A 22,566-nucleotide genomic window follows, 5' to 3' on the forward strand; every position below is an offset into this window, starting at 1 on the left:
CATGGAGTACCGCTACCTCGGACGGTCGGGACTCAGGGTCTCGACACTGGCCCTGGGCACGATGACCTTCGGCGGGCAGGGCGCCTTCTCCAACACCGGATCCGCGACGACGGATGACGCGCGTCACCTCATCGACATCGCGATGGATCATGGCGTCAACCTCTTCGACACGGCCAACATGTACTCCGACGGCCTGTCGGAGCAGATCCTCGGCGAGGCTCTGCGCGGACGACGGGATCACGCCGTCGTCGCGACGAAGGTGCGCATGAGCATGGGAGACGGCCCGAACGATTCGGGTCTCTCCCGCGCGCACATCATCGCCCAGTGCGAAGCGAGTCTGCGGCGTCTGCAGACCGATCACATCGACCTGTACCAAACCCACGAGTGGGATGGGATCACACCGCTGGAAGAGACGCTCTCCGCCTTCGACGCCCTCATCGCCTCGGGGAAAGTGCGTTACATCGGCTGCTCGAACTACGCGGGCTGGCAGCTGATGAAGGCACTCGGAACGTCATCGACCCACGGCTACCAGCGCTTCGTCTCGCAGCAGATCCACTACAGCCTGCAGGCTCGTGAGGCCGAGTACGAGCTCCTCCCCGTCGCCGTCGACCAGGGCGTCGGAGTGCTCGTATGGAGCCCGCTGGCGGGAGGTCTCCTCTCCGGCAAGCACCGGCGCGGCGTCACTCTGTCCCCAGGCTCTCGCGATCTCAGCACATGGGGCGAGCCGCCGGTGCGGGACCGGGAGGCTCTCTACGACATCGTCGAGGTGTTGATCGAGATCGGTGAGGAACGTGACGCGACCGCTGCCCAGGTCGCCCTGGCGTGGCTGAAGGGCCGACCGGGGATCTCCTCGCTCGTGATCGGCGCACGCACTCCCGAGCAGCTCGTGAGCAATCTGGCAGCGGCACAGCTCGAACTCGATGCGAGCGAGCGTGAACGACTCGACTCGATCAGCGCTCCCGCGTTGATCTACCCGTACTGGCATCACGCGCGCTCGGCGCCCGACCGCCTGGGTCCCGCCGACATCGCCCCCGCAGAGGCGCTCCGACGGAAGGACTGAGGAGCGCCGAGGCTGTCCGGACGCCACCGTCCAGGAGGCCACCGTCGAGTCCTGACACGCCCGCTCCCAGGATCCCCGCCCGCCCGCCGCTATGCTCGCCCCGTGCGCTCCACTCATATCGCCGCCGTCGCCACGCATCTGCCCGAGCGGACGCGGTCCACGGCCGAGACCGAAGCCGAGCTGCGTCGCCTGAACCGCCGCTTCCCGCTGCCCACCGGCCTCATCTCCCGGATGACCGGCATCACCCACGTGCACGAGCGCCCGGAGGGCTGGCAAGCGTCAGACCTCGCCGTCGCCGCCGCACGCGACGCCCTCGAGCAGTCGCCCGGCCCTGTCGACCTGCTGATCTTCGCGAGCGCGAGCCAGGGTCTCGTCGAGCCGGCGACGAGCCACATCGTCAACGCGAAGCTGGGGCTCGGCGCCCCCGTCTTCGACGTGAAGAACGCCTGCAACTCGGTCATCAACGCCATGCAGGTCGCCGACGGCCTCATCCGCGTCGGCGTCCACCGCCGCATCCTCATCGCGAGCGGCGAGGCCCCGACCGCCGCCGTCCGGTGGCAGCTGCGCGATCGCGACCAGTTCATCCGCTCCTTCCCCGGCTACGTCATGAGCGACGGCGGCGCGGCCGTGATCCTCGAAGCCGACGACACCGGCGACCGCGGCATCCAGGCATCCGCCTTCCACGCGGTCTCCGAGCACTGGCAGGTCGGCACCCTGCCCGGCGGCGGGACGATGGGCGGCCACGACCCCGAGAGCACCTACTTCGACATGGACGGCGCCGGCCTCCAGCAGGCCTTCCTCGACCTCGGCCCCGAGCCGGTGCTCGCCCTCCTGCGCGAGCACCGGCTCACTCCGGCCGACTTCGACCTCGTCGCCATCCACCAGGTGGCCGTCCCCTACCTGCCGCCGATCTTCGAACGGCTCGGCGTACCGGACGACCGCACCGTCATCACCGTCGGAGACCACGGCAACCTCGCTTCCGTCACCCTCCCGCTGCAGCTGCAGCTCGCCAGGGAACGGGGCATGGTCGGCCCTGGCAGCCTCGTCCTGCTCATCGGTCTCGCCGGAGGCATCAGCCTCGGACTCATGGTGGTGCGGCTGTGACGAGACATCCGCTCGCTGTCGTCGTCCCCGTCTACAACGAAGCTTCAGGCATCCGCACCACGCTGCAGGCGCTCGCCTTCCAGAACGATGGGGACTTCGACGTCGTGTTCGTGGACAACGCATCCACGGACTCCTCCGCCGACGTCATCCGCGCCTTCATCGCCGAGTACGGCATGACCCGCTGGACGATCGTCCGCGAACCGGAGAAGGGCACGGGTGCCGCGGCCGACACGGGGATGCGCACCGCCATCGCGGCGGGCGCCGAGCTCCTGGCCCGCACGGACGCCGACTGCCTGCCCCGCGCCGACTGGACCGCGTCCATCCGCCGCTCGCTGACGCCGAGATCCGAAGGCGGACGAGGGCTGGAGCTCGTCGGCGGCGAGCTCGTCCCCCGCACCGACGAAGGACTCGGCTGGCCGACTAGAGCAGCCCTGCGCGGGGCGGTGCACGTCGCCGAGGCCTTCGGCCGCATCCGCCCCGGCAACCAGGACGCGTCCTACCTCGGTCCCTACATGATGGCCGCCGGCTGCAACGTCGGGATCACCGCCGATCTCTACGAACGCGCCGGCGGCTTCCCCCGCACCCGCATCGAGGACCTCCACGAGGATCGCGCGCTCGTGAACGCGGTCCGCCGGCTCACCCGCGCCTACGCCCGCCGCACGGATGTCGTCGTCTACGGCTCCAGCCGCCGCGTGCAGGCCTGGGGGCTGGCGAACACGCTGCTCTGGTACAAGGACCACGCCTACCGCCCCGCCGTCGTCGACATCCGCGACCCCGCGCAGATCGTCCGCCCGCCGCGCACCTCGATCGCGCTCGCGCGTCGCCACGAACGACGCCTGCTGCGCGCCGCGCATCCGCTCGCCTTCCCGCTGCTGGATGCCGTGCCCGGCCCGGTCACGCGCCTGCCCGGCCTGGGCGTCGTCGTCAAGGACGCTCAGCTGCTGCGCGAGACCCTGATGGACACGGAGTCGTTCCGCAAGACCGGCCCCGGCTCCTCCGGAGAGCTGTGGACGCCGGTTCTCGGCCCCCGTGTGCTCCTGAACATGGAGGGAGCGGACCATCGCGAGCTGCGCCGCAAGCTCGCGCCGCTGTTCTCCCCTTCCTTCGTGGACGCCCTGGTGACGGATGCCATCGGCGCAGGCACCGCACGCCTCGCCGAACGCCTCGCCGCCGGAGAGGCCGTCGACATCGTGGCGCACGCCCGCTGGGCGGCGAGCGCCGTGATCAGCCGCCTGGTCGGTCTCGACGACGACGTGGTGGACGACGACTTCTTCCGACGCTCCGCCGAGATCACCGGCTACGTCTCCCTCGCGCGCCCGAGCCTGACGCCGCGCCAGCTCGCACACGCGAGGAGGGTGCTGCAGGAGCTGGACGTCCACGCCGCGCGAGCGTATGCCGGCGACGAATCGACGGTTCCAGGCCGGATGCGTGCTCTGGGTCTCGACGAGGTCGAGGCCCTCGGCGCCGTCGGCGCCTTCGTCCTCACCGGCACCGAGACGCTGGTGTCCTTCCTCCCGCGCCTCGCCGCGATCCTCGCCGACACGGGCTGGCACTCCCGCCTCGCCGCCGACCCCTCCCTGACGGACGCCGCCGTGGCTGAGGCGCTCCGCGTCACGACGCCGACGCCCATGATGATCCGCTCGGCCGCACGCCCGGCACGGATCGGGGACGTCGAGGTCCGCGCCGGAGAGCGCATCCTCCTCGGGACGTACTGGGCCGACCGGGCGCTCGGCGAGTTCGACCCAGCCAGCAATCCTGCCGCGCAGCTCAAGCAGCTCTGGTTCGGAGCCGGAGTGCACTTCTGCATCGGCGCTCCCCTCGCGATGGCCCAGATCCGCACAGTTCTCGCACCGCTGCTCTCCACCTCCGGACTCCGTGTCGTCGAACGGCGTGCCACCAGGAACGTGCTGATCCCCGCCTACTCGCGTCTGGTGGTGCAGGGCGGATGACCGACCTCGTGCAGGCCGTCCTGGACAGCGCCGGCGCCCGCCCCGCCGCCCCGGCGCTGACCGCGAACGGGAGGACGCTCTCCTATCGAGACCTCGCGACACGCGTGCGCTCCGTCGCCTCCGCCCTTCTCGCGGAGGGGATGGCCCCCGGCGACCGGGTGCTGTTCTCGGTGCGGCCGGGGCCGGATGCCGTCGTCCTGGCCCTCGGGATCGTGCTCGCCCGCGGCACGGTGGTCTTCGCCGACCCGGGAGCCGGTGAGGCGCTGTTCCGTTCGCGCACCCGGCTCGCGTCCCCCCGCTGGGTCGCCGCCGAGTCGCTGCTCTACCTGGCCTCGAGCGCTCCGCTGCGCCGCATCGCCCGCCGCCGCGGACTGGAGCTCGCCCCCTACGCGAAGCTCGTGCCGGAGGCGAGGCACATCCGCGCCGGCCGATGGCTTCCCGGCGTTCCGCGCGCGGCCCTGCCCCTGGGCGGCCTCACCCGGCATCCGGTCACGGCGACGCCGGACGGGGATGCCGACGACGAGGCGCTGATCGTCTTCACGAGCGGCACCACCGCCGCCCCCAAAGGCGTCGTGCACACCCGGGGATCGCTCGGCGCCGGCCTCAGCGACTTCGCCGCCGGCGTCGGCATCCGCCCCGGCCACCGCGTGCTCACCGATCAGCTCATGGTCGGCATCCCCGCCCTCATCGCAGGGGCCCACTGGAGCATGCCGCCGGTCGGCACGAGCCCCGGAGCCCGCCCGGACGACTACCTCGCCCTGCTCCCCGAGACCGAGCTCCTCTTCGCCGCCCCGGCGGCCATGGACGCGATCCTGCGCGCGATCGACGCGCGGCCGGAGATCGCACCGCCTCGCCTCGACACGGTGGTGCTCGGCGGCGCCCCCGTGCTCCTTCCCCTGCTGGAGCGCATCCGCTCGCGCTTCCCCGACGCGGCGATCCGTGCGATCTACGGGATGACCGAGATCCTCCCCGTGGCGATCGCCGACGGGCCCGCGAAGCTCGCCGCGGGCGTGACGCCGGACGGTGGGGACGCCGTGGGAAGGATCGTCCCGAGCGTGACCGCGCGCCTCGACGACGGCGAGCTGATCCTTTCCGGGGAAGGCCTCGCCAGGGGCTATCTCACCGACCTTCCGGAGCACCCGCTCGCCGAGATCCGCACCGGGGACCTCGCCCGCATCGAGGACGGCGCGCTCACGCTGCTCGGCCGCAAGAAGGACATGTTCATCCGCGGCACGCAGAACGTGTACCCCGGGCTCTACGAGCCGATCGTCGCGGGGCTCCCCGGCGTCGCGGACGTCGTGCTCAGCGGATTCCCCGACGACATCGGCGACGACCGGATCGCCCTCGTGATCGTGCCCGCGGAGGATCCGCCCGCAGGGCTCTCGACGACGCATCCGCTCATCGCCTCCGTGCGTCGCGCGCTGCCGGGGCTCATCGACGCCGGCGTCCTCCCCGACGTCATCCTCGTCGCCGACGCGCTGCCGCGGTCGGGACGGGCGAGGAAGCTCGACCGGAAGGCCCTTGCCGCTCTGGTCGCCGCGCACCTCCGGGACGCGAGATGAGGATCGCCGTCACCGGCGCGAGCGGCTTCATCGGCGGAGCCGTGGCGACCGCGCTGGCGGACGACGGCCATGCCGTCACGGGCTTCGGCCGGCGCCCGGAAGGCTGGGGCCATCCGCACGGCAGATATCTCGTCTGGGACCTCGCCGACGCCCCGCCGGTCGTCGAGATCGACGCCGTCGTGCACAGCGCAGCGCTCGCGGACGACTGGGCTCCGGCGGACGAGGCGCTGCGCGTGAACAGGGACGGCGCCCGCCGCGTGCGCGAGGCCTTCCCCGGCGCGCGCATCGTGCACCTGTCGTCATCCAGCGTCTACGACGCGTTCTCCCCCAGCATCCTGCTGCGCGAGGACGCTCCACCGCCCTCCCGCCATCTCAGCCCGTACTCCGCGACGAAGGCGCTCGCCGAGCGCGAGCTCGACGGCGCGGATGCCGTGATCCTCCGCCCGCACGCGGTGTACGGCCCCGGCGACACCACGCTCCTCCCTCGCGTCGTCGCCGCCGTCCGCCGCGGTCGGCTCGTACTTCCCGCGGGCGGAGCAGTGCGGCATTCCCTGACGCATGTCGACAACCTCGTGCAGGCGGTCCGGCTGTCGCTCACCGGCCCGTCCGGCGTCTACAACGTCGCCGACGCCGAACCGGTGCTCCTCGGCGACGTGATCGCCGAGTTCCTGCGCAGGCGCGGAGTGGAGGCCAGGATCGTCGGCATCCCCGTCGGCGCCGCTTCGACCGTCGCCGGGATGGCGGAAGCGTCGGCGCGGATCCTGCGCACCCGCCCGCGGCTGACGCGCTATGCCGTCAGCCAGCTGGGCGTCGAGCGCACCTTCGACCTCACCGCGGCCCGCGAACGGCTCGGATACGCGCCGTTCGCGACCACCCTGGACGGCGCCGAACGCTGGTGACCGCTCAGCGGGCCTTCCGCACGACGAGGGACGCATAGGCCGGGATCAGCACCCGGCGGCCGTATGCGCGCGAGACGATCTCGAACGGTCGCCCGTCACCGAGGAGCAGCTCGAGGACGGCGGCCATCTCCGCCTTCGCGAGCGGCCCGCCCAGGCACAGATGCCGCCCCGCCCCGAACCAGAGCTGCCGGTTCTGCGGCACGTACGGGCGATCGATGCGGAAGCCTCCGACGAGGTTGTTGGCCGTCCAGGTGAGGATCATGACCCGATCCCCGGCCCGCAGCGTGCGGCCGCCGATCTCGAGGTCGGCGAGGACGGCACGTCCGATGAGCGGCGCAGGGCTCGTCACGCGCAGAGCCTCCCGCACCGCGTCGTCGCGATGCCCGGGAGCGGCCAGCAGACGATGCTGCTCGCCGCTGTCGAAGAGAAGAGCCGCCATCCGCGCCATTGCGGAGGCGGCGGTCTCGGTGCCGGCGACCATGAGGAGCGTGGCCAGGCCCTTGGTCTCCTGCAGGCTGAGGCCGAGCTCGCGGCAGCGGCCGATCACGGTGTCGACGGGAGCCGCCGGGAACGCGGCGTCCACGTGCCCGGTCAGGCGCTCCACGATCGTCCTCGCCGCCGCGATCCTGTGCGGCGGAAGGCGCGTGTCCGATGTCGTGCCCAGCGCGATGCTCGCAAGCTCCTCACCGGTGGCGAAGATCTCCCGGTATGCGTCGTCGCCGCGTTCGGCATCCACCGGCGTGCCCAGCAGCGCCGAGACCATCTGACCCACGAGCACCCGGCTCAGATCGGCCAGATCGAGGTCCTCGCCCGCCTCGAACGCCGACCTCGCGGCGGTCAGGCGGTCTCCCCAGGCATGATCGACGAATGCCCTGCTGTTCTTCTCCGTGAACAGCTCCCTGCTCCGCGTCCGCAGATCGTGATGTCCTGGTCCGTCGAAGAGCTCGGTCACCCAGTCGCCGAGGATCTGGGCCCACAGGTGCCCGACCCCGCCCTCGCTGAGCAGAGTGAGATGCTCAGGGTCGTTCAGCAGCGCCCTCGCCGTGCGCGGGTCGGCGGTGATCCAGCCGAGCCCCGGCGCCTTGAGGAGAGGACGGGCGAACTGGCCGAGCCAGTTCAGCACCGGCAGCGCAGGACGAGCGGCGCGCAGCAGACGATGCTCGTGCGCCTCCGGCGAGGAGCCCCAGCCGTCGCGCACGAGACGCAGGCGGCGTTCCCGGACAGGAGGGGCGAGGTCTTCGGCGACGGGCACGACGCCACCCTAGCGGACGACGGCATCCGGGCACGAGGAATCTACGATGGGAGGATGCGACGCCGCTCCTTTCCGCTGTGGGGGTTCCTGCCCTACGCCCTCGTGTCGCTCGTGCATGCGGGGGCGCTCGCGACGGACAGCGAGCTGGCCGGGCCGACCAAGCTGCTGCTCATGCCGCTGCTGGCTCTGCCCGTCGTGCTCTCCGCCCGTCTGCGGCCACGATGGGCGCTCCTGCTGCTCGGCGCCGCGCTGGTGTTCTCCTGGCTCGGCGACGGCGCGGGCGCCTTCTTCCCCGGCGGGCCCGAGCTGCCGCTGATGCTCGGCTTCTTCGGCATCGCGCACATCGCGTACATCGTCCTGTTCCTGCGGCTGCGGAACCGGCGTCGGATGCCGTGGTGGGCGCTCGCCTACGCCGTCTGGTGGATCGCCATGATCGCCGTGCTCGGCCCGCACACCGGTGCGCTGCTCCCCGCCGTCGCCGCCTACGGCCTGCTCCTCGGCGGCACGGCGGCCTCCGCCGCGCGCTGCCGCCCCGTGATCGTCGCCGGCTCGGTGTCCTTCCTCGTCAGCGACACGATCCTCGCCTTCCGGCTGTTCCTGCCGGACATCATGCCCGACTGGACGAGTCCGGCGGTCATGCTCGCCTACACGCTCGGACAGGGACTCCTCGTCGCGGGCGTCCTCACCACACTGCGCACCACGGAGGCGGAACGATGACGGATGCTTCGGCGCAGGCCAAGCCGGTACGGGTCGACAGCTGGCTCTGGGCCGTCCGCGTGTACAAGACGCGCTCGGCGGCGACCACGGCATGCCGCGCCGGGCATGTACGCGTCAACGGCGAGAAGACCAAGGCGGCGCAGACCGTGAAGCCGGGCGACGAGGTGCGCGTGCGCATCAGCGGCTTCGACCGCATCCTCGCCGTGCGTCAGACGCTCGTCAAGCGCGTCGGGGCGCCCCTCGCGGCCCTCGCCTACGAGGAGCGCACGCCGCTCAGGGAGCCCCAGGCCGTCATCGCGGTGCGGGACCGCGGTGCAGGGCGACCGACCAAGCGCGAGCGCCGCGACATCGACCGGCTCCGCGGGCGGGATTGAACCGCTCTCCTCCACGCATCGTGCGCGCCCGGGCTTCCCCGCTCGTCCCCCGTTCGTCCCCCGCACGTTGAGCGAACCGCACCCTCCCGCACGTTGAGCGAGCCGTCCCCTCCCGCACGTTGAGCGAGCCGTCCCCACCCGCACGTTGAGCGAGCCGGAGGCGAGTCGAAACGCAGCTCCCGCCGAGCCCCGTTTCGACTCGGTCGGCTCCGCCGTCCTCGCTCAACGAACGAGGAAGACCGACCAGCCCCGGCCTCCTCGCTCAACGAACGAGGAAGACCGACCAGCCCCGGCCTCCTCGCTCAACGAACGAGGAAAACCCACCGGTCCCGCCGTCCTCACTCGGTGAGCGGGGCGGCCCGATGATCCGAGCAATGACTCAGCGAACGAGAGAAGTCAGCCATCCGGCCGGCTGCACGCGGGCGCCTGCGGCCTCGACGCGGGCGCGCAGGCCGCGATCGCTCGTCACCACCGTGACGGCACGTCCTGCCTCGACGAGCCGCTCCGCCTCGGCGAGGATCGCGTCGTCGCCGGCGCCAGGGGCGCGGACGACGTGCACGGCATCCGCATCGGGTTCGAAGGACCGGGCCTGACCCTCCACGACGAACGAGACCTCGGGGTACCACGCGGTCCCCTCCAGCCCGAGCTCGGCGGCGGGCACGGCGAGCCCCGCGAGGGAGGCGTGCAGCCGCGCCGCGGCGCCGGCGCGATCCCGCCACCAGCCGTCCGGCACCGAGCCCACGACGTTCGCGGCGTCCACGACGACCGCGGGACGAACCGGGAGCAGCTCGCGCAGCACCGGCCAGGCGGAGCCGAAGCCGGGATGCAGGGGACGCTCGGCGACCTCCGTCACCGGCACCCACTCGAGGGCCACGCTCTCCGGATCGCTGATGACCGGCTCGAAGGGATGCACCACGTCGGCGACGACGGTCGTGTACGACCAGATCCGCAGATCCAAGACGCTGGTGCATCGCGGGACGACGGCACCGGCGGGGATGCCCGCCTCCTCGGCGGCCTCGCGCTGAGCGCCGGCGATCGTGGACTCGTGCTCGTGCAGCGCCCCGCCCGGAAGCCCCCACGTGCCGCCGAAGTGGCTCCATGCGACCCTGTGCTGCAGCAGGATGCCGCGCACGGCGTCCACGGCGAGCAGTCCCGCGGCTCCGAACCGCCCCCAGTACCGCTCCCCCGTGTCCGCGACGACCCAGGCGTCGCCGGGGTTCCGCGGCCCGTCCGGACACCGCGGCTCGCCGGGAGTCGGAGGCACGATGGTCACGACTCCAGCTTTTCACAGCATCCGGGCCCTGGCACGCCGTGTGACCCGGAGCGTCACACGCTCTGCGAGGATGGTCCGGTGAAGCTTCTCCTCGCCGCCCTCGATTCCGAACTCGTCGCCTTCCCCGAGCAGGTGCCCGGCTATGAGCGGCTGGTGACCGGACCGGGGAAGATCAAGGCCGCCTACGGCCTGACCAGGGCCCTGGACGCCGCGGACTACGAGGAGATCCTCGTCGTCGGCACCGCGGGCGCGATCGACCCGGGCATCGCGCCGGGGGTCCACGTCGTGGACACGGCGTTCCAGTACGACGTGATCGATGACAACGGCGTCGCCGGTCACCACGTCTCCATGCCGCAGAGTCTGGCGCTCGGGGACGGTGACGTGGTGATCGCCACCGGCGACAGCTTCGTGGACGACGCCGACACCGTCCTCGCGATCCGGGCGCTGGGCGGACGGCTGGTCGACATGGAGGCATACGTCTACGCCTGGGTCGCGCAGCAGTTCGGGGTGCCCATCCGCATCTGGAAGGCCGTCTCGGACAACGCCCAGGACGGCGCCAACCAGATCTGGGAAGAGGCCGTCGCCGCCTGCAGCCGGCAGCTCTGGGATCGGCTGGCCGACGAGATCGGCGCCTAGGAGAGCACGCTCTCCGGCGCCCGGCCCGCGCGCAGCCGGGCTTCCGCGAGCTCTTCCGCGGCCCGCAGCGGGGTGATCCCGCGCTCCTCGGCATCGGTCAGGATGCTGCGCACGGTGTCGCCGATCCCCGCCACGCGCTCCATGATCTCCGCCCGCGTGCCCAGGCGCTTCGCCTCGAGGTCGAGGTAGATGACGCCACCGGCGTTCACCACGAAGTCCGGCGCGTAGAGGATCCCCCTGGCGGCGAGGCGGTCGGCGCCGTCGTGCGAGGCCAGCGGGTTGTTCGCCGGACCGCAGACCGCTCGGACCTCCAGCGCGTCGATGACCTCGTCGGTGAGCAGACCGCCGATGCCGGCCGGGACGAACACGTCGCCCGGCACGAGGTGCTCGGCGCCCGGCTCCGCCCAGGCGATGCCGAGGTCGTTCGCGAACTGCCGGCGCGCCGGGTTCACATCGGTCGCGGTCAGGAGCGCCCCTTCGGCGGACAGGCGCACAGCGAGGCGTCCGCCGACCTGCCCGAGCCCCGAGATCGTGATGCGGCGCCCTGAGACCTCGGGTGAACCGGTCACGCGCTCCAGCACCGCGCGCAAGGACTCGTACACGCCGTGGCTGGTGGGACCGGCCGGCTCACCGGAGCCGCCGACGGCATCGGGGAGCCCGACGACGTGAGAGGTCCGCTCGCTGACCGTCAGCATGTCCTCGGTCGTCGAGCCGACGTCCTCCGCGGTGCGGTACAGACCGCCGAGCGATTCGACCGCGTCGCCGAGATCGAGGAACGCGGCGCGACGCCGCCCCGCGTCCAGCACCGTTCCCTCCTGGAGGCCGATGACGGACTTCCCGCCGCCCGCATCCAGGCCGGCGGCGGCGTTCTTCAGCGTCATCGCCGCGGACAGTCGCAGCGCATCGCCGAGGGCGTCGCTCCAGTGCGGATAGGTCCACAGGCGCGCGCCTCCGAGAGCGGAGCCGAGCACGGACGAGTGCAGGGCGACGGCGATGAAAAGACCGCTGCGCCGTCCCGTGATCACCTCCACGCGCTCGTGGGCGAAATCGGGCAGGGGCAGGGTGTTCTTCATCGTGTCCTCTTCAGACCGGCCTTGTGGGCGCGCGCTCCGGACTCCGCGGCTTTGCGACGTCCATCTCTCATTGCATCATCTCCGGCTGCGGCGATCAACCGGTCGTGGGAGCGCACGTTTCACCGCCGCGCGGGACCGAAGCGGGGAATCTCGGAGCATTCACCGCGCGTTCACCCCGCGGTGGGGAGCATGCCGGTACCATCGCCTTGACGGTCCGACGCCCGAGCGGGCCATTCGGGAGACATGAGCCATGCGCCAGGCGGAGCACCCTCCGGCCGAACGAGTCCTGCTCCACATCAGCGACACCCACCTGCGCGCGTCGACGCCGATGCTGTTCGACCGCGTCGACGGCGCCGCGCGACTGGAGCTCGCGCTCCGCGCGATGCAGGAATCCGATGTCCAGCCGGACGGGATCGTCTTCACGGGCGATCTCGCCGATCTCGGCGAGCAGGGTGCCTATGAGCTGCTGCGCGAGCTCGTGGAGCCGTTCGCCGCACGGCTCGGAGCGCCGGTGTTCTGGGTGATGGGCAATCACGACGACCGAAGGGCCTTCCGAAGCGCGCTCCTCGACGGCGATTCCACGGGCGATCCGTCCGCACCCGTCGATCGCGTCGACGAGCTCAACGGACTGCGCCTCATCACCCTCGACACGAGCGTCCCCGGACATCACCATGGCGAGCTGAGCCGAGCGCAACTGGACTGGCTCGCGGAACAGCTGTCCGCACCGGCTCCGCTGGGCACGCTCCTCGCCATGCACCACCCACCGGTGCCGAGCGTGCTCCCTCTCGCCTCCACCGTGGAGCTGCGTGATCAGCGTGCGCTGGCCGATGTGGTGCGCGACACCGACGTGCGTGCGATCATCGCGGGGCATCTGCACTACTCGACCTTCGCGACCTTCGCTGGCATCCCCGTCTCGGTGGCCTCGTCGACCTGCTACGCGCAGGATCTGACGGTTCCCGTCGGCGGAACCCGTCCGCAGGATGGGTCGCAGGCGTTCAACCTGATCCACGTCTTCGACGACACCATCGTGCATTCGGTCGTCGCCGTGGACGCGCCGAAGCCGCTCGAGCACATCGACGCCGTCGAGGTCCGGCGTCGCCTGCGCGATGCAGGGCTGGCTCACGAGGTCAGCGACGTACGACGACTCGTCTCCGCGGGGGCTTAACGGCCGCCCCGTCCTCCCGCTCCCACGGCGCGCGGACGGGGAAAAGGCGATCGAGCAGCTCGGTGACGACCTGCACGCGCATCCGCTCGGGCACCGCATCCGATTCGCCGCCGTCGTTGAGGCAGAACATGTCCACGTCACGGCGAGAGGGAAGCCGTGACGCCCGGCGCAACGGCTTGGCCTGCGTGGTCTGGAAGTAGCGCGTGCGAGGCTCCGTGCTGGCGATCGCCCGCCCGGTGAACAGCGCATAGTAGTGATAGAGGCAGTTCGTCACCGAGATGTCGGTGGCGCTGCGGAACCGGGACGCGGCGGTGCGACGGAAGTCCTCCGCGAACTCTCGTTCCATCTCCACCATGATGCTGCGCCGCAAGGGCGTCGCACAGTGCTCGAGGTCGCGGACGATCGTCCGCCCGAAGCGCTCCTGCAGAAGGGCTCGATTGACCCGGAGGGCGTTGTCGTGACCGCTGCGCCCCGGCGCGGACGGTCCGGTCCCGATGCGGACGTCGCACTCGACGAACTTCGTCACCCCGGCCGGGGAGAAGAACAGCTCCGGCTCGACGGGACGCGCGAAGAACATGTCGTCGTTGGAGTACAGGAAGTGCTCGGCGAGGCCGTCGATGCGGTGCAGCTGCGCTTCGACGGCGTGCGAGTTGTGCGTCGGCAACGCGTCGGGGTCTGCGAAGAACTCCTCGCTGCGCACGAGCGTGACCTTCGGGTGATCGGCCAGCCAGTCCGGCCGCGGGGAGTCCGTCGCGATGAAGATGCGACGGACCCAGGGCGCGTACATGTGCACGCTGCGCAGCGCGTAGCGCAGCTCGTTGACGTGCCGATAGCGCGCGGAGCCGTCATCCCCCTCGCCCACGACGTACTCGGCCATCTGCGCCGCACGCTGACGCTGGAACTCGCTCGATGAGCCGTCCACCCAGGTGAAGACCATGTCGACGTCCTGCGTGAACTCCCCCGGATGCGTGTCGAACATGCCCGCCAGCGTCCGCCAGGTCCGCCCGTAGCGGGAGACGGTCGTGTACGCCGCCTCCTCGGCGGCGATGACCCGGCGTGTGAGCGCATTGGCGGCGGGCGCATCGATCGTGTGCTCGCCGAACTGCCAGAACTCCACCCGGACGCCCGCGGACACCCCGTAGCGGAGCCCTCCCGCAATGCGCGGCCGGAAAAGACGGAGGCTGCTCGGGCCCGCCACGCGCAGATCCAGATCCGCCAGGGCGACGACGGACAGCCCCCGGGGTTTGACGTAGAACGGCTCGCGTTCACAGCCCGCCTGCAGCGCCGCGATGGCGTCATCGCGTCGGGCCGCATCGATCACGACAGCGGGCGTTCGAATCCCGTGCCGCACCAGGAGCAGCTCCACCCCCGCGCGCTCGAGCACACCGGCGATGATCAGCAGATCCTCCGTCCGCGCCTGCTCCGGGGAGAGCGAATCGTGGACGAGATGGAGCATCCCGCGATCCAGCCGGATGTCGGAACGACCGAGCAGTCGGTCGTCGGGGCGACGCTCTGAGGGAAGCGGGGTCAATGTCGTCATGCGTCCTCCTGCGGAATCGCGCGCACGGCCCAACGTCGAGCGGATGCTCTCCGTCTTGGACGGCGCGGTCGTGCGGAACAGCTACGAGCGCGGCGTCACCTGCCGCGGCGAGCCGACGAGCGCTGATTCGTCGGATGAGCGGAGAAGGAACCCGTTCGCGGGTGCGTCCCCTCCCTGCCCAGACGAGCGGTCATGTCGTAGGCCGGGCGGTGGCGGATCTCACGTCGATCTCCCGCCCCACTCTACAGTGCGATCCTGAGGGTGGGACTAGCGCTGGCGCCGCTCCCGCACACGCATGCTGATGACGATCGGAGTTCCATCGAACGCGTAGAGCTCGCGCAGGCGGCGCTGGATGAACCGCCGGTATCCGGGGTCGAGGAAGCCGGTCGTGAACAGCACGAACGTCGGCGGGCGGGTGGACGCCTGCGTGCCGAACAGGATGCGCGGCTGCTTGCCTCCGCGGAGCGGGTGCGGATGCTCGGCGACGAGCTCCGAGAGGAACGCGTTGAACTTGCCTGTCGGGATGCGGCGGTCCCAGTTCTCCAGCGCGGTCTCCAGCGCGGGGACGAGCTTGTCGAGGTGCCGCCCCGTCTTCGCCGAGATGTTCACGCGCGGAGCCCAGGCGACGTGCGCGAGGTCCTGTTCGATCTCCCGCTCCAGGTAGCGGCGGCGGTCCTGGTTCTCCAGGTCGGCGTCGTTCAGGCGGTCCCACTTGTTGAACGCCAGCACGAGCGCGCGGCCGGACTCCAGCACGAGATCGATGATGCGGATGTCCTGCTCGCTGATCGGCTGCGAGACGTCGATCACCACGACGGCCACCTCGGCCTTCTCGAGCGCGGCCGACGTCCGGAGGGAGGCGTAGAAGTCGGCGCCCTGCTGCAGGTGCACGCGGCGCCGGATGCCGGCCGTGTCGACGAGGCGCCACAGCCGGCCGCCCAGCTCGACGACCTCGTCCACCGGGTCGCGCGTGGTGCCGGCGAGGTCGTTCACGACGACCCGCTCCTCCCCTGCCGCCTTGTTCAGAAGCGAGGACTTGCCGACATTCGGACGGCCCAGGATCGCGACGCGACGCGGTCCGCCGATCTCCTGCTTGGCGACGGCGGACACCTCCGGCAGCTTCTTCAGGACGGCATCCAACAGGTCGGCGACGCCGCGCCCGTGGATCGCCGAGACCGGATGCGGCTCGCCGAGCCCCAGGTTCCACAACGGGGCCGCCTCGGGCTCCTGCCGTGCGTCGTCGATCTTGTTCGCCACGAGGAACACCGGCTTGCCGCTCTTGCGCAGCAGCCGCACGACGTGCTCGTCGGTCGAGGTGGCGCCGACCATCGCGTCGACGACGAAGAGGATGACGTCGGAGAGGTCGATGGCGATCTCGGACTGCGCGGCGACCGAACGGTCGATGCCGCGGGCGTCGGGCTCCCAGCCGCCGGTGTCGACCAGCGAGAAGCGCCGGTCGTTCCACTCCGCCTTGTAGGTGACGCGGTCGCGGGTGACGCCGGGGGTGTCCTCCACGACGGCCTCACGGCGGCCGAGGATGCGATTCACCAGCGCCGACTTGCCCACGTTCGGCCGGCCGACGATCGCGACGACCGGCAGCGCAGGCGAGAACTCGATCCCGTTCTCGCCGTCGGCGAGGCCGGCCAGGAGCACGGCGTCCTCGTCGTCCAGGTCGTACTCGGCGAGGCCGGCGCGAAGTGCGTCCGCCCGCTGATCGGCGAGCTCCTCGTCCAGTTCGCTCAGCTTCTCCTCGAGGTGGTCGGGGCCGCCCTCGTACTCGTCTTCAGCGGACATGTCCCGCTCCTTGCTTTCGGTCGATCACCGCGAGAACGGCGTCGATGGTCTGGGAAAAATCGAGGGCCGTCGAATCCACGACCTCGACGCCGTCCGCGGCGTTGAGGAAGTCGACGACGGTGCTGTCCGCGGCATCCCTGCGGTGCAGGGCCTCGGCGACCACGGCCGCGTTCTCACCCGCGAGCTCTCCGGCACGGCGCGCGGCGCGCACCTCGGGAGCAGCGGTGAGGAGGATGCGCACCGGGGCGTCGGGGGCGACGACGGTGGTGATGTCGCGCCCCTCCACGACGACGGCGTCGAAGGGCGCCGCGGCCACGAGCGCACGGAACAGCTCGTTCACCTGGGCGCGCACTTCCGGCACGCGCGCGACGCCGCTGACCGCCGCGGAGACCCGGCTCTCGCGGATCGCCGAGGTGACGTCCGCATCGCCGACGCGCACCGAGCGGTCATCGGGGTCGAGTCCGATGCGGAGGCCGAAATCGGATGCCGCGGCACGAACGGCTTCGGCATCCGCCGTGTCCGCGCCACGGTCGAGCACATGCCAGGCCAGTGCACGATACGCGGCGCCGGTGTCGAGATATCCGTATCCGCGCGCACGCGCCACGGCCTTGGCGACGCTGGACTTACCCGAACCTGCGGGCCCGTCGATCGCGATGAACTTGCCCGCACTAGTCATTGGTCGTCCCCGCGATCCGCCACCCGCGCTCCTGCAGCCCGGCGATCGCGCCGTTCAGCGCGGCGGGGGCCACGCTGATCTCGGCGAGGCCGAACTGTGCGCCCGGCGAGTGCTCCAGACGCAGATCCTCCACGTTGACGCCGAGCTCGCCGAGCTCGCCGAAGAGCCGTCCGAGCTGGCCGGCGGTGTCATCGACCATGACGACGAGCTGCTCGTAGCGGCGGTTCTGACCGTGCTTGCCGGGCAGGCGCTCGACGCCCTCGTTGCCCTGCCGGATGGCGTCGGCGATCGTGCGCCGGGCGCCGGGCGCAGCCGGGTCACGCAGAGCGTCAGAGACCTCGCGAAGATCATCCGCCAGCCGGTCGAGGACCTCGACGACGGGTTGCGCATTCGCACCGAGGATCTGCACCCAGAGCTCGGGAGCAGAGGCCGCGATCCGCGTCGTGTCGCGCACGCCCTGCCCCGCCAGGCGGAGGGCGCCCTCGTCGGCGGTGGCCAGCCGGCCGGCGAGCAGGCTCGCCACCACCTGCGGCACGTGAGAGGTCAGGGCGACCGAGCGGTCGTGCTCCTCGGGCGTCATCTCCAACGGCATCGCGCCGACGTCCAGGGCCAGCGCCTCCACCAGCGCCAGATCGGCGGGACGCGTGTCCTCGTCGCGGCACACCACCCAGGGGCGGCCGACGAACAGATCGGCGCGGGCCGAGATCGCGCCGCCGCGCTCGCGTCCGGCGAGCGGGTGCGAGCCGATGTAGCGGGTGAGGTCGACGCCTCGCTGTCTGAGGGCGCGGAAGGGCTCGAGCTTGACGCTCGCGACATCGGTGACGACGGCCTCGGGGAAACGCGTGAGCTCCGCCTGGATCACGTCGGCGGTGACGTCCGGAGGCACGGCCACGACGATCAGCGACGGCCGGTCGTCGTCCCGCTCCGGTCGCCCGGCCCCGTAGTCGATCGCGAGGCGCAGCTGCGCCGGCGAGGCGTCCGCGAGCACGACGTCGACGCCCTTGGCGCGCAGCGCATGGCCGATGCTCGCCCCGAGAAGGCCGGAGCCGACGACGCGAACGGTCCCCGAGAGCCGAGGGGGCACAACGGCACCACGGACCTGTTCGCTCACTGCTTCTCCTGCACGTCTCCCGGCGTCGCATCCGCAGGGGCATCACGGCGCGCGAGAGTCAACAGCGCGCCACGTTCGATTTTAGTCAGTTCCCTGGACCTCCCCGCCGGGAGCGTTCCCAGGTGCAGCGGACCGAACTGGCGCCGGACGAGTTCGGTGACAGGATGCCCGACCGCCGCCATCATCCGGCGGACGATCCTGTTCCGGCCGGAGTGCAGGGTCAGCTCGACCAGGCTCGAGCCGCGCGAGGTGTCGAGAAGGCGCGCCTTGTCGGCCGCGATGGGCCCGTCCTCGAGCTCGATGCCGCGCGTCAGCTGCGCGATCGTCTGCGCCGTCACAGCACCTTCGACTTTGGCGATGTACACCTTCGTGACGCCGAAGGAGGGATGCGCGAGCACGTGCGCGAGCTCGCCGTCGTTCGTGAGGATCAGCAGACCGCTCGTCTCGGCGTCCAGACGGCCCACGTTGTAGAGCCGCTCCTCATACTCCCTCGTGAAGCCGCGGAGGTCAGGCCGGCCGTTCTCATCGCGCATGGTGCTCACGACGCCGGTCGGCTTGTTGAGCATCACATAGCGCTTGGAGACGTCCAGCTGCACCGCGGTGCCGTCGACGTCGACGAGATCCTTCTCCGGATCGATGCGGGTGCCGAGCTCGGTGACCACCGCGCCGTTGACCCGGATGCGCCCCTCGACGATGTACTGCTCGACGACGCGGCGCGACGCGACGCCGGCGTTCGCGAGGACCTTCTGCAGGCGGATGCCTTCTGGCTCAGTCATGCCGCTCCTCGTTCGAATCGCGCAAATGTATGCTTTCGGCCCCGGAATGCGTCCATTCGCGCGATTCGAACGGGCGGAGGGTCATCGGATGCCGCTCTCGTCGAAGCCGTTCGAGCCGTCGTCGAGCAGCGGGGAGATCGGCGGGAGCTCGTCGAGCGAGTTGATGCCGAGGTTCTGCAGCAGCGCGTCCGTGGTGCCGTAGTTGATCGCCCCCGTCTCGGAGTCCGCGAACAGCTCCGTGATGAGGCCGCGGGCGAGAAGGGTGCGCACGACGGAGTCGACGTTCACCGCGCGGATGGAGGCGACCTGGCCGCGGGTGACCGGCTGCTTGTAGGCGATCACCGAGAGGGTCTCCAGTGCCGCCTGCGACAGTCGGGCGGGGGCCTGCCCGCCCACGAACTCCGCGACGAGGTCGTCGTGGTCGTCGCGGACGTACAGCCGCCATCCGCCGCCGACCTCGCGCAGCTCGAAGCCGCGCCGGGGTCCGCGCCCTCGACCGTCGTAGTCCTCCACGAGCGTCTCGATCGCCTGCCGCACGGCGGGAACGGGCGCGCCGACGGCGGCTGCCAGCGCCACGAGTCCGAGCGGCTCCTCCAGGATGAGCAGGATCGCCTCCAGCTTCTCCGTCAAGGGCGCATCGGATCCGATCGCCTCGGCCGTCTCCGCGGGGTCGAGCGGTGTGGTCACGTCATCGGTCATAGTCGGCTCCCAGGGTCGCCAGCATCTCGTCCGACCAGGAGTCGGCTGCCCAGCGCAGCGTCAGCTCGCCGAGCGGTTCCAGTTGTTCGAAGGACAGCGCCGCGTGCCGGTAGAGCTCGAGCACCGAGATGAACCGGGCCACGACGATCCCTGGCTCCGAGGTGCCCGCGACGAGCTCGCGGAACGTCAGCGATTCGGTGTTCCGCAGCAGGGTCACCACGATCGCCGCCTGCTCGCGGATGCTGACGAGCGGCGCGTGCAGATGGTCGAGACCGACGTGCGGGATCTCCTTGGGTGCGAAGGCCAGCAGAGCGAGGGCGGCGAAGTCGTCGACGCTGAGCGCCCAGACGAGCTCCGGCGTCTGGCGGCGATGCCTCTCCTCGAGCCGGACCGCTCTGACATGCCGGCGATCCTCCCGTCGGAGGCTCCGTGCGAACCAGGCCGAGACCTCTTTGAAGGCGCGGTACTGCAGCAGGCGCGCGAAGAGCAGATCCCGCGCCTCCAGCAGCGCCACGGACTCGGCGTCGACGAGCTCACCCTGCGGGAGGAGACCCGCGACCTTCATGTCGAGCAGAGTCGCAGCCACGACGAGGAACTCGGATGCCTGGTCGAGCTCCTCCTCGGCATCCAGCTCGGCGAGATAGGCGATGAACTCGTTGGTGACCTTGCTCAGCGAGATCTCGGTGATGTCGAGTTCGTGTTTCGAGATGAGATTCAGCAGCAGGTCGAAGGGGCCGTCGAAGCCGTTCAGGGAGACGCGGAAGCCGGCGTCGTCCCGCTCGCTCTCCTCGCCCTCCCGCCCGTCGAGCGACGACGACGACGCCTGCTCCTCCCGTTCGTTGAGCGACGACGGCGCAGCCGACGGAGTCGAAACGGGTTCCCCCGCCGAACCCCGTTTCGACTCGCCTCCGGCTCGCTCAACGAACGAGGAGGAAACCGGCGACTCGCCGTCGCTACGCGCCAACCGGTCGTCGGCCGAGCCGACGACCTCAGGTGCAGTGCCCTCTCCCGCCTCCGGCGGGGTGGCGCCGTCGCTACGCGACGGCGCCACGGGCGACCAGCTCCCGCGCCAGTCGGAGGTACGCCTGCGCTGCGGCGTGCTCGGGCGCGAACTCGGTGATGGGGACGCCCGAGACCGAAGCATCCGGGAACTTGACGGTGCGACCGATCACGGTCTCCAGCACGTCGTCGCCGAAGGCCTCGACGACGCGCTCGAGCACCTCACGGGAGTGCAGCGTGCGCGGGTCGTACATGGTTGCGAGCAGACCGTCGAGCGTGATGGCCGGGTTCAGGCGGTCGCGGACCTTGTCGATCGTCTCGATGAGCAGCGCGACGCCGCGCAGCGCGAAGAACTCGCACTCGAGCGGGATCAGCACGCCGTGGCTGGCGGTGAGCGCGTTCACGGTCAGAAGCCCGAGCGAGGGCTGGCAGTCGATGAGGATGACGTCGTAGTCCCCCGCGACCTGGCGGAGCACCCGCGACAGGATGGTCTCGCGGGCGACCTCGTTGACGAGATGCACCTCGGCGGCCGAGAGGTCGATGTTCGCGGGGATCACGTCGAGGCCCGGCGTCGAGGAGTGCACGATCACCTCGCGCGGATCGCGCTTGATGTCCAGCAGCAGATCGTAGATCGTCGGCACGTCGTGCGTCTGGATGCCCAGCCCCGCCGACAGCGCGCCCTGCGGGTCGAAGTCGACGGCGAGCACCTTGCGACCGTACTCGGCGAGAGCGGCCGCGAGGTTGATGGAGGTCGTCGTCTTGCCGACGCCGCCCTTCTGGTTGCACAGCGCGATGATGCGGGCGGGCCCATGGGATTCCAACGGCGCGGGCGTCGGGAAGCCGTGATAGGGGCGCCCGGTGGGTCCGATCGGGGTCTCGTCGCCCTTCGACGCCTTGCCCTTGGACTTCGCCGCGTTCTCAGCCACCGGTTCTCCTGCTCCTTCGTGCTCGGTCGATTCTAGCGAGGACAAGGGGGAAGTCGGTGCTCCCCCGCCGCGATCGACATCAGCGGGCACGCGGATGGGAGGTCGCGTAGATGTCGCGAAGCGTATCGACGGAGACGTGGGTGTAGATCTGAGTGGTCGCCACAGAGGCGTGCCCGAGCAGTTCCTGGACGACGCGCACGTCGGCGCCGCCCTGCAGCAGATGCGTCGCGAAGGAGTGGCGCAGCGTGTGCGGCGACACCTCGGAGGTGATCTGCGCCTTGTCTGCCGCCGCGCGGATCACGAGCCATGCGCTCTGCCGGGACAGCGGAGCACCGCGCGCGCCGAGGAAGAGCCTCGCCGTCGCCTTCCCCTTCGCCGCGAGCCCCGGCCGCACCCTCGTCAGGTAGGCGTCCACCGCCCGGCGCGCATAGGATCCCACCGGCACGATCCGCTCCTTGGATCCCTTGCCCCGCAACCGGAGGACTTCGCCGTGGGCCAGGTCGTCGACATCGAGGCCGACAGCCTCAGAGACGCGCGCGCCGGTCGCGTACAGCAGCTCGAGCAGGGCGCGGTCCCTGATGCCCATCGGCTCGTCGGGCGAGGGGGCGGCGAGCAGGCGCTCCACCTGATCGATGGTGAGCGCCTTGGGCAGCCGCTGCGGCGCCTTCGGCGGGCGCAGCCGCCCTGTCGGCTCCTCGACCTCGATCCCCTCCCGCACCAGGAATCTGTGCAGGCCCCGCACCGACGACTGCAGCCGCGCAAGGCTCGTCGCCGCCGGCGGTGGGACAGCGGCGGATCGATCCGCGATGAACCGGCTGACGATGGAGCCGGTCACGGCCGCGGTGTCGTCGATGCCGGCATCCGCCAGCCACGCCGCGTACACCCCGAGATCGCGGCGATACGCTGCGACCGTGTGCGCCGACAGCCCGCGCTCGATCGTGATGTGCCGGAGATAGGCGTCGATCGCGCGCGCGACGAGCACGG

At 71.0% G+C, this 22,566-nt stretch carries 21 protein-coding genes; 9 read left to right on the forward strand and 12 right to left on the reverse strand.

What is annotated here, in order from left to right:
• Position 1: 1 nt before the first annotated feature.
• From ACYVGQ_RS18525 to ACYVGQ_RS18545, 5 genes are all read left to right on the forward strand, one after another.
• Positions 2 to 1,060, forward strand: coding sequence for an aldo/keto reductase (locus ACYVGQ_RS18525; RefSeq protein ID WP_460786167.1), 1,059 nt, complete (start codon positions 2 to 4; stop codon positions 1,058 to 1,060).
• 102 nt (positions 1,061 to 1,162) lie between these two features.
• Positions 1,163 to 2,164, forward strand: coding sequence for a 3-oxoacyl-ACP synthase III family protein (locus ACYVGQ_RS18530; protein WP_460786168.1), 1,002 nt, complete (start codon positions 1,163 to 1,165; stop codon positions 2,162 to 2,164).
• On the forward strand, positions 2,161 to 4,113 hold the full coding sequence (locus ACYVGQ_RS18535; protein ID WP_460786169.1) for a cytochrome P450: 1,953 nt from the start codon (positions 2,161 to 2,163) through the stop codon (positions 4,111 to 4,113). The genes ACYVGQ_RS18530 and ACYVGQ_RS18535 overlap by 4 nt, the downstream gene beginning before the upstream one ends.
• Positions 4,110 to 5,675, forward strand: coding sequence for a class I adenylate-forming enzyme family protein (locus ACYVGQ_RS18540; protein WP_460786170.1), 1,566 nt, complete (start codon positions 4,110 to 4,112; stop codon positions 5,673 to 5,675). The genes ACYVGQ_RS18535 and ACYVGQ_RS18540 overlap by 4 nt, the downstream gene beginning before the upstream one ends.
• A complete protein-coding gene (locus ACYVGQ_RS18545; protein ID WP_460786171.1) occupies positions 5,672 to 6,574 on the forward strand; it encodes an NAD-dependent epimerase/dehydratase family protein in 903 nt (300 codons plus the stop codon). The genes ACYVGQ_RS18540 and ACYVGQ_RS18545 overlap by 4 nt, the downstream gene beginning before the upstream one ends.
• A 4-nt stretch (positions 6,575 to 6,578) precedes the next feature.
• Here the strand turns inward: ACYVGQ_RS18545 and ACYVGQ_RS18550 are convergent, their stop codons facing one another.
• A complete protein-coding gene (locus ACYVGQ_RS18550; RefSeq protein WP_460786172.1) occupies positions 6,579 to 7,826 on the reverse strand; it encodes a cytochrome P450 in 1,248 nt (415 codons plus the stop codon).
• A gap of 54 nt (positions 7,827 to 7,880) precedes the next feature.
• Here ACYVGQ_RS18550 and ACYVGQ_RS18555 point away from each other — a divergent pair, with 54 nt between their 5' ends.
• A complete protein-coding gene (locus ACYVGQ_RS18555; protein ID WP_460786173.1) occupies positions 7,881 to 8,543 on the forward strand; it encodes a lysoplasmalogenase family protein in 663 nt (220 codons plus the stop codon).
• Positions 8,540 to 8,917 (forward strand): RNA-binding S4 domain-containing protein, encoded by a 378-nt coding sequence (locus ACYVGQ_RS18560; RefSeq protein WP_460786174.1) that lies wholly within the window; start codon positions 8,540 to 8,542, stop codon positions 8,915 to 8,917. The genes ACYVGQ_RS18555 and ACYVGQ_RS18560 overlap by 4 nt, the downstream gene beginning before the upstream one ends.
• A 379-nt stretch (positions 8,918 to 9,296) precedes the next feature.
• On the opposite strand, the gene ACYVGQ_RS18565 is transcribed toward ACYVGQ_RS18560, so the two are convergent.
• Positions 9,297 to 10,190: an NUDIX domain-containing protein gene (locus ACYVGQ_RS18565; RefSeq protein ID WP_460786175.1), complete on the reverse strand. Its 894-nt coding sequence runs from the start codon at positions 10,188 to 10,190 to the stop codon at positions 9,297 to 9,299.
• 78 nt (positions 10,191 to 10,268) lie between these two features.
• On the opposite strand from ACYVGQ_RS18565, the gene ACYVGQ_RS18570 reads away from it, so the two are divergent.
• Positions 10,269 to 10,826, forward strand: a complete 558-nt coding sequence (locus tag ACYVGQ_RS18570) for a phosphorylase family protein (RefSeq protein WP_460786176.1) — start codon at positions 10,269 to 10,271, stop codon at positions 10,824 to 10,826.
• Here ACYVGQ_RS18570 and ACYVGQ_RS18575 read toward each other — a convergent pair.
• Positions 10,823 to 11,899 (reverse strand): Glu/Leu/Phe/Val dehydrogenase family protein, encoded by a 1,077-nt coding sequence (locus ACYVGQ_RS18575; RefSeq protein ID WP_460786177.1) that lies wholly within the window; start codon positions 11,897 to 11,899, stop codon positions 10,823 to 10,825. The two genes, ACYVGQ_RS18570 and ACYVGQ_RS18575, sit on opposite strands and share 4 nt — an antisense overlap.
• Positions 11,900 to 12,149: 250 nt before the next feature.
• Here ACYVGQ_RS18575 and ACYVGQ_RS18580 point away from each other — a divergent pair, with 250 nt between their 5' ends.
• A complete protein-coding gene (locus ACYVGQ_RS18580; protein WP_460786178.1) occupies positions 12,150 to 13,064 on the forward strand; it encodes a phosphodiesterase in 915 nt (304 codons plus the stop codon).
• Here ACYVGQ_RS18580 and ACYVGQ_RS18585 read toward each other — a convergent pair.
• The 9 genes from ACYVGQ_RS18585 to xerD form a co-directional block, all read right to left on the reverse strand.
• Positions 13,027 to 14,604, reverse strand: coding sequence for a stealth family protein (locus ACYVGQ_RS18585; RefSeq protein WP_460786179.1), 1,578 nt, complete (start codon positions 14,602 to 14,604; stop codon positions 13,027 to 13,029). The genes ACYVGQ_RS18580 and ACYVGQ_RS18585 overlap by 38 nt on opposite strands.
• Positions 14,605 to 14,871: 267 nt before the next feature.
• Complete coding sequence (der, locus tag ACYVGQ_RS18590; protein WP_460786180.1) at positions 14,872 to 16,395, reverse strand: ribosome biogenesis GTPase Der; 1,524 nt, start codon at positions 16,393 to 16,395, stop codon at positions 14,872 to 14,874.
• A complete protein-coding gene (gene cmk / locus ACYVGQ_RS18595; protein WP_460786181.1) occupies positions 16,385 to 17,071 on the reverse strand; it encodes a (d)CMP kinase in 687 nt (228 codons plus the stop codon). The genes der and cmk overlap by 11 nt, the downstream gene beginning before the upstream one ends.
• The gene (locus tag ACYVGQ_RS18600; protein ID WP_460786182.1) at positions 17,064 to 18,182 is read right to left on the reverse strand and encodes a prephenate dehydrogenase; all 1,119 of its coding nucleotides are present in this window, start codon (positions 18,180 to 18,182) and stop codon (positions 17,064 to 17,066) included. The genes cmk and ACYVGQ_RS18600 overlap by 8 nt, the downstream gene beginning before the upstream one ends.
• Positions 18,179 to 18,958 carry a pseudouridine synthase gene (locus ACYVGQ_RS18605; RefSeq protein ID WP_460786183.1) on the reverse strand — a complete coding sequence of 260 codons (780 nt, stop codon included), beginning with the start codon at positions 18,956 to 18,958 and terminating at the stop codon, positions 18,179 to 18,181. Before ACYVGQ_RS18605 ends, ACYVGQ_RS18600 begins: the two co-directional genes overlap by 4 nt.
• A gap of 81 nt (positions 18,959 to 19,039) precedes the next feature.
• On the reverse strand, positions 19,040 to 19,657 hold the full coding sequence (scpB, locus tag ACYVGQ_RS18610) for an SMC-Scp complex subunit ScpB (RefSeq protein ID WP_460786184.1): 618 nt from the start codon (positions 19,655 to 19,657) through the stop codon (positions 19,040 to 19,042).
• Complete coding sequence (locus ACYVGQ_RS18615) at positions 19,647 to 20,408, reverse strand: segregation and condensation protein A (RefSeq protein ID WP_460786195.1); 762 nt, start codon at positions 20,406 to 20,408, stop codon at positions 19,647 to 19,649. Before ACYVGQ_RS18615 ends, scpB begins: the two co-directional genes overlap by 11 nt.
• A 283-nt stretch (positions 20,409 to 20,691) precedes the next feature.
• Complete coding sequence (locus tag ACYVGQ_RS18620) at positions 20,692 to 21,582, reverse strand: ParA family protein (RefSeq protein WP_460786185.1); 891 nt, start codon at positions 21,580 to 21,582, stop codon at positions 20,692 to 20,694.
• A 79-nt stretch (positions 21,583 to 21,661) separates the two neighbouring features.
• Positions 21,662 to 22,564 (reverse strand): site-specific tyrosine recombinase XerD, encoded by a 903-nt coding sequence (xerD, locus tag ACYVGQ_RS18625; protein WP_460786186.1) that lies wholly within the window; start codon positions 22,562 to 22,564, stop codon positions 21,662 to 21,664.
• Positions 22,565 to 22,566 lie beyond the last annotated feature (2 nt).

It is taken from the genome of Microbacterium tumbae (genome assembly GCF_054780175.1).

Coding starts and splice junctions, on each gene's coding strand:
- ACYVGQ_RS18525 (WP_460786167.1), top strand. CDS start 2: ATGGAGTACCGCTACCTCGGACGGTCGGGACTCAGGGTCTCGACACTG.
- ACYVGQ_RS18540 (WP_460786170.1), top strand. CDS start 4,110: ATGACCGACCTCGTGCAGGCCGTCCTGGACAGCGCCGGCGCCCGCCCC.
- ACYVGQ_RS18545 (WP_460786171.1), top strand. CDS start 5,672: ATGAGGATCGCCGTCACCGGCGCGAGCGGCTTCATCGGCGGAGCCGTG.
- ACYVGQ_RS18555 (WP_460786173.1), top strand. CDS start 7,881: ATGCGACGCCGCTCCTTTCCGCTGTGGGGGTTCCTGCCCTACGCCCTC.
- ACYVGQ_RS18560 (WP_460786174.1), top strand. CDS start 8,540: ATGACGGATGCTTCGGCGCAGGCCAAGCCGGTACGGGTCGACAGCTGG.
- ACYVGQ_RS18575 (WP_460786177.1), bottom strand. CDS start 11,899: ATGAAGAACACCCTGCCCCTGCCCGATTTCGCCCACGAGCGCGTGGAG.
- ACYVGQ_RS18580 (WP_460786178.1), top strand. CDS start 12,150: ATGCGCCAGGCGGAGCACCCTCCGGCCGAACGAGTCCTGCTCCACATC.
- ACYVGQ_RS18585 (WP_460786179.1), bottom strand. CDS start 14,604: ATGACGACATTGACCCCGCTTCCCTCAGAGCGTCGCCCCGACGACCGA.
- der (WP_460786180.1), bottom strand. CDS start 16,395: ATGTCCGCTGAAGACGAGTACGAGGGCGGCCCCGACCACCTCGAGGAG.
- cmk (WP_460786181.1), bottom strand. CDS start 17,071: ATGACTAGTGCGGGCAAGTTCATCGCGATCGACGGGCCCGCAGGTTCG.
- ACYVGQ_RS18605 (WP_460786183.1), bottom strand. CDS start 18,958: ATGACTGAGCCAGAAGGCATCCGCCTGCAGAAGGTCCTCGCGAACGCC.
- scpB (WP_460786184.1), bottom strand. CDS start 19,657: ATGACCGATGACGTGACCACACCGCTCGACCCCGCGGAGACGGCCGAG.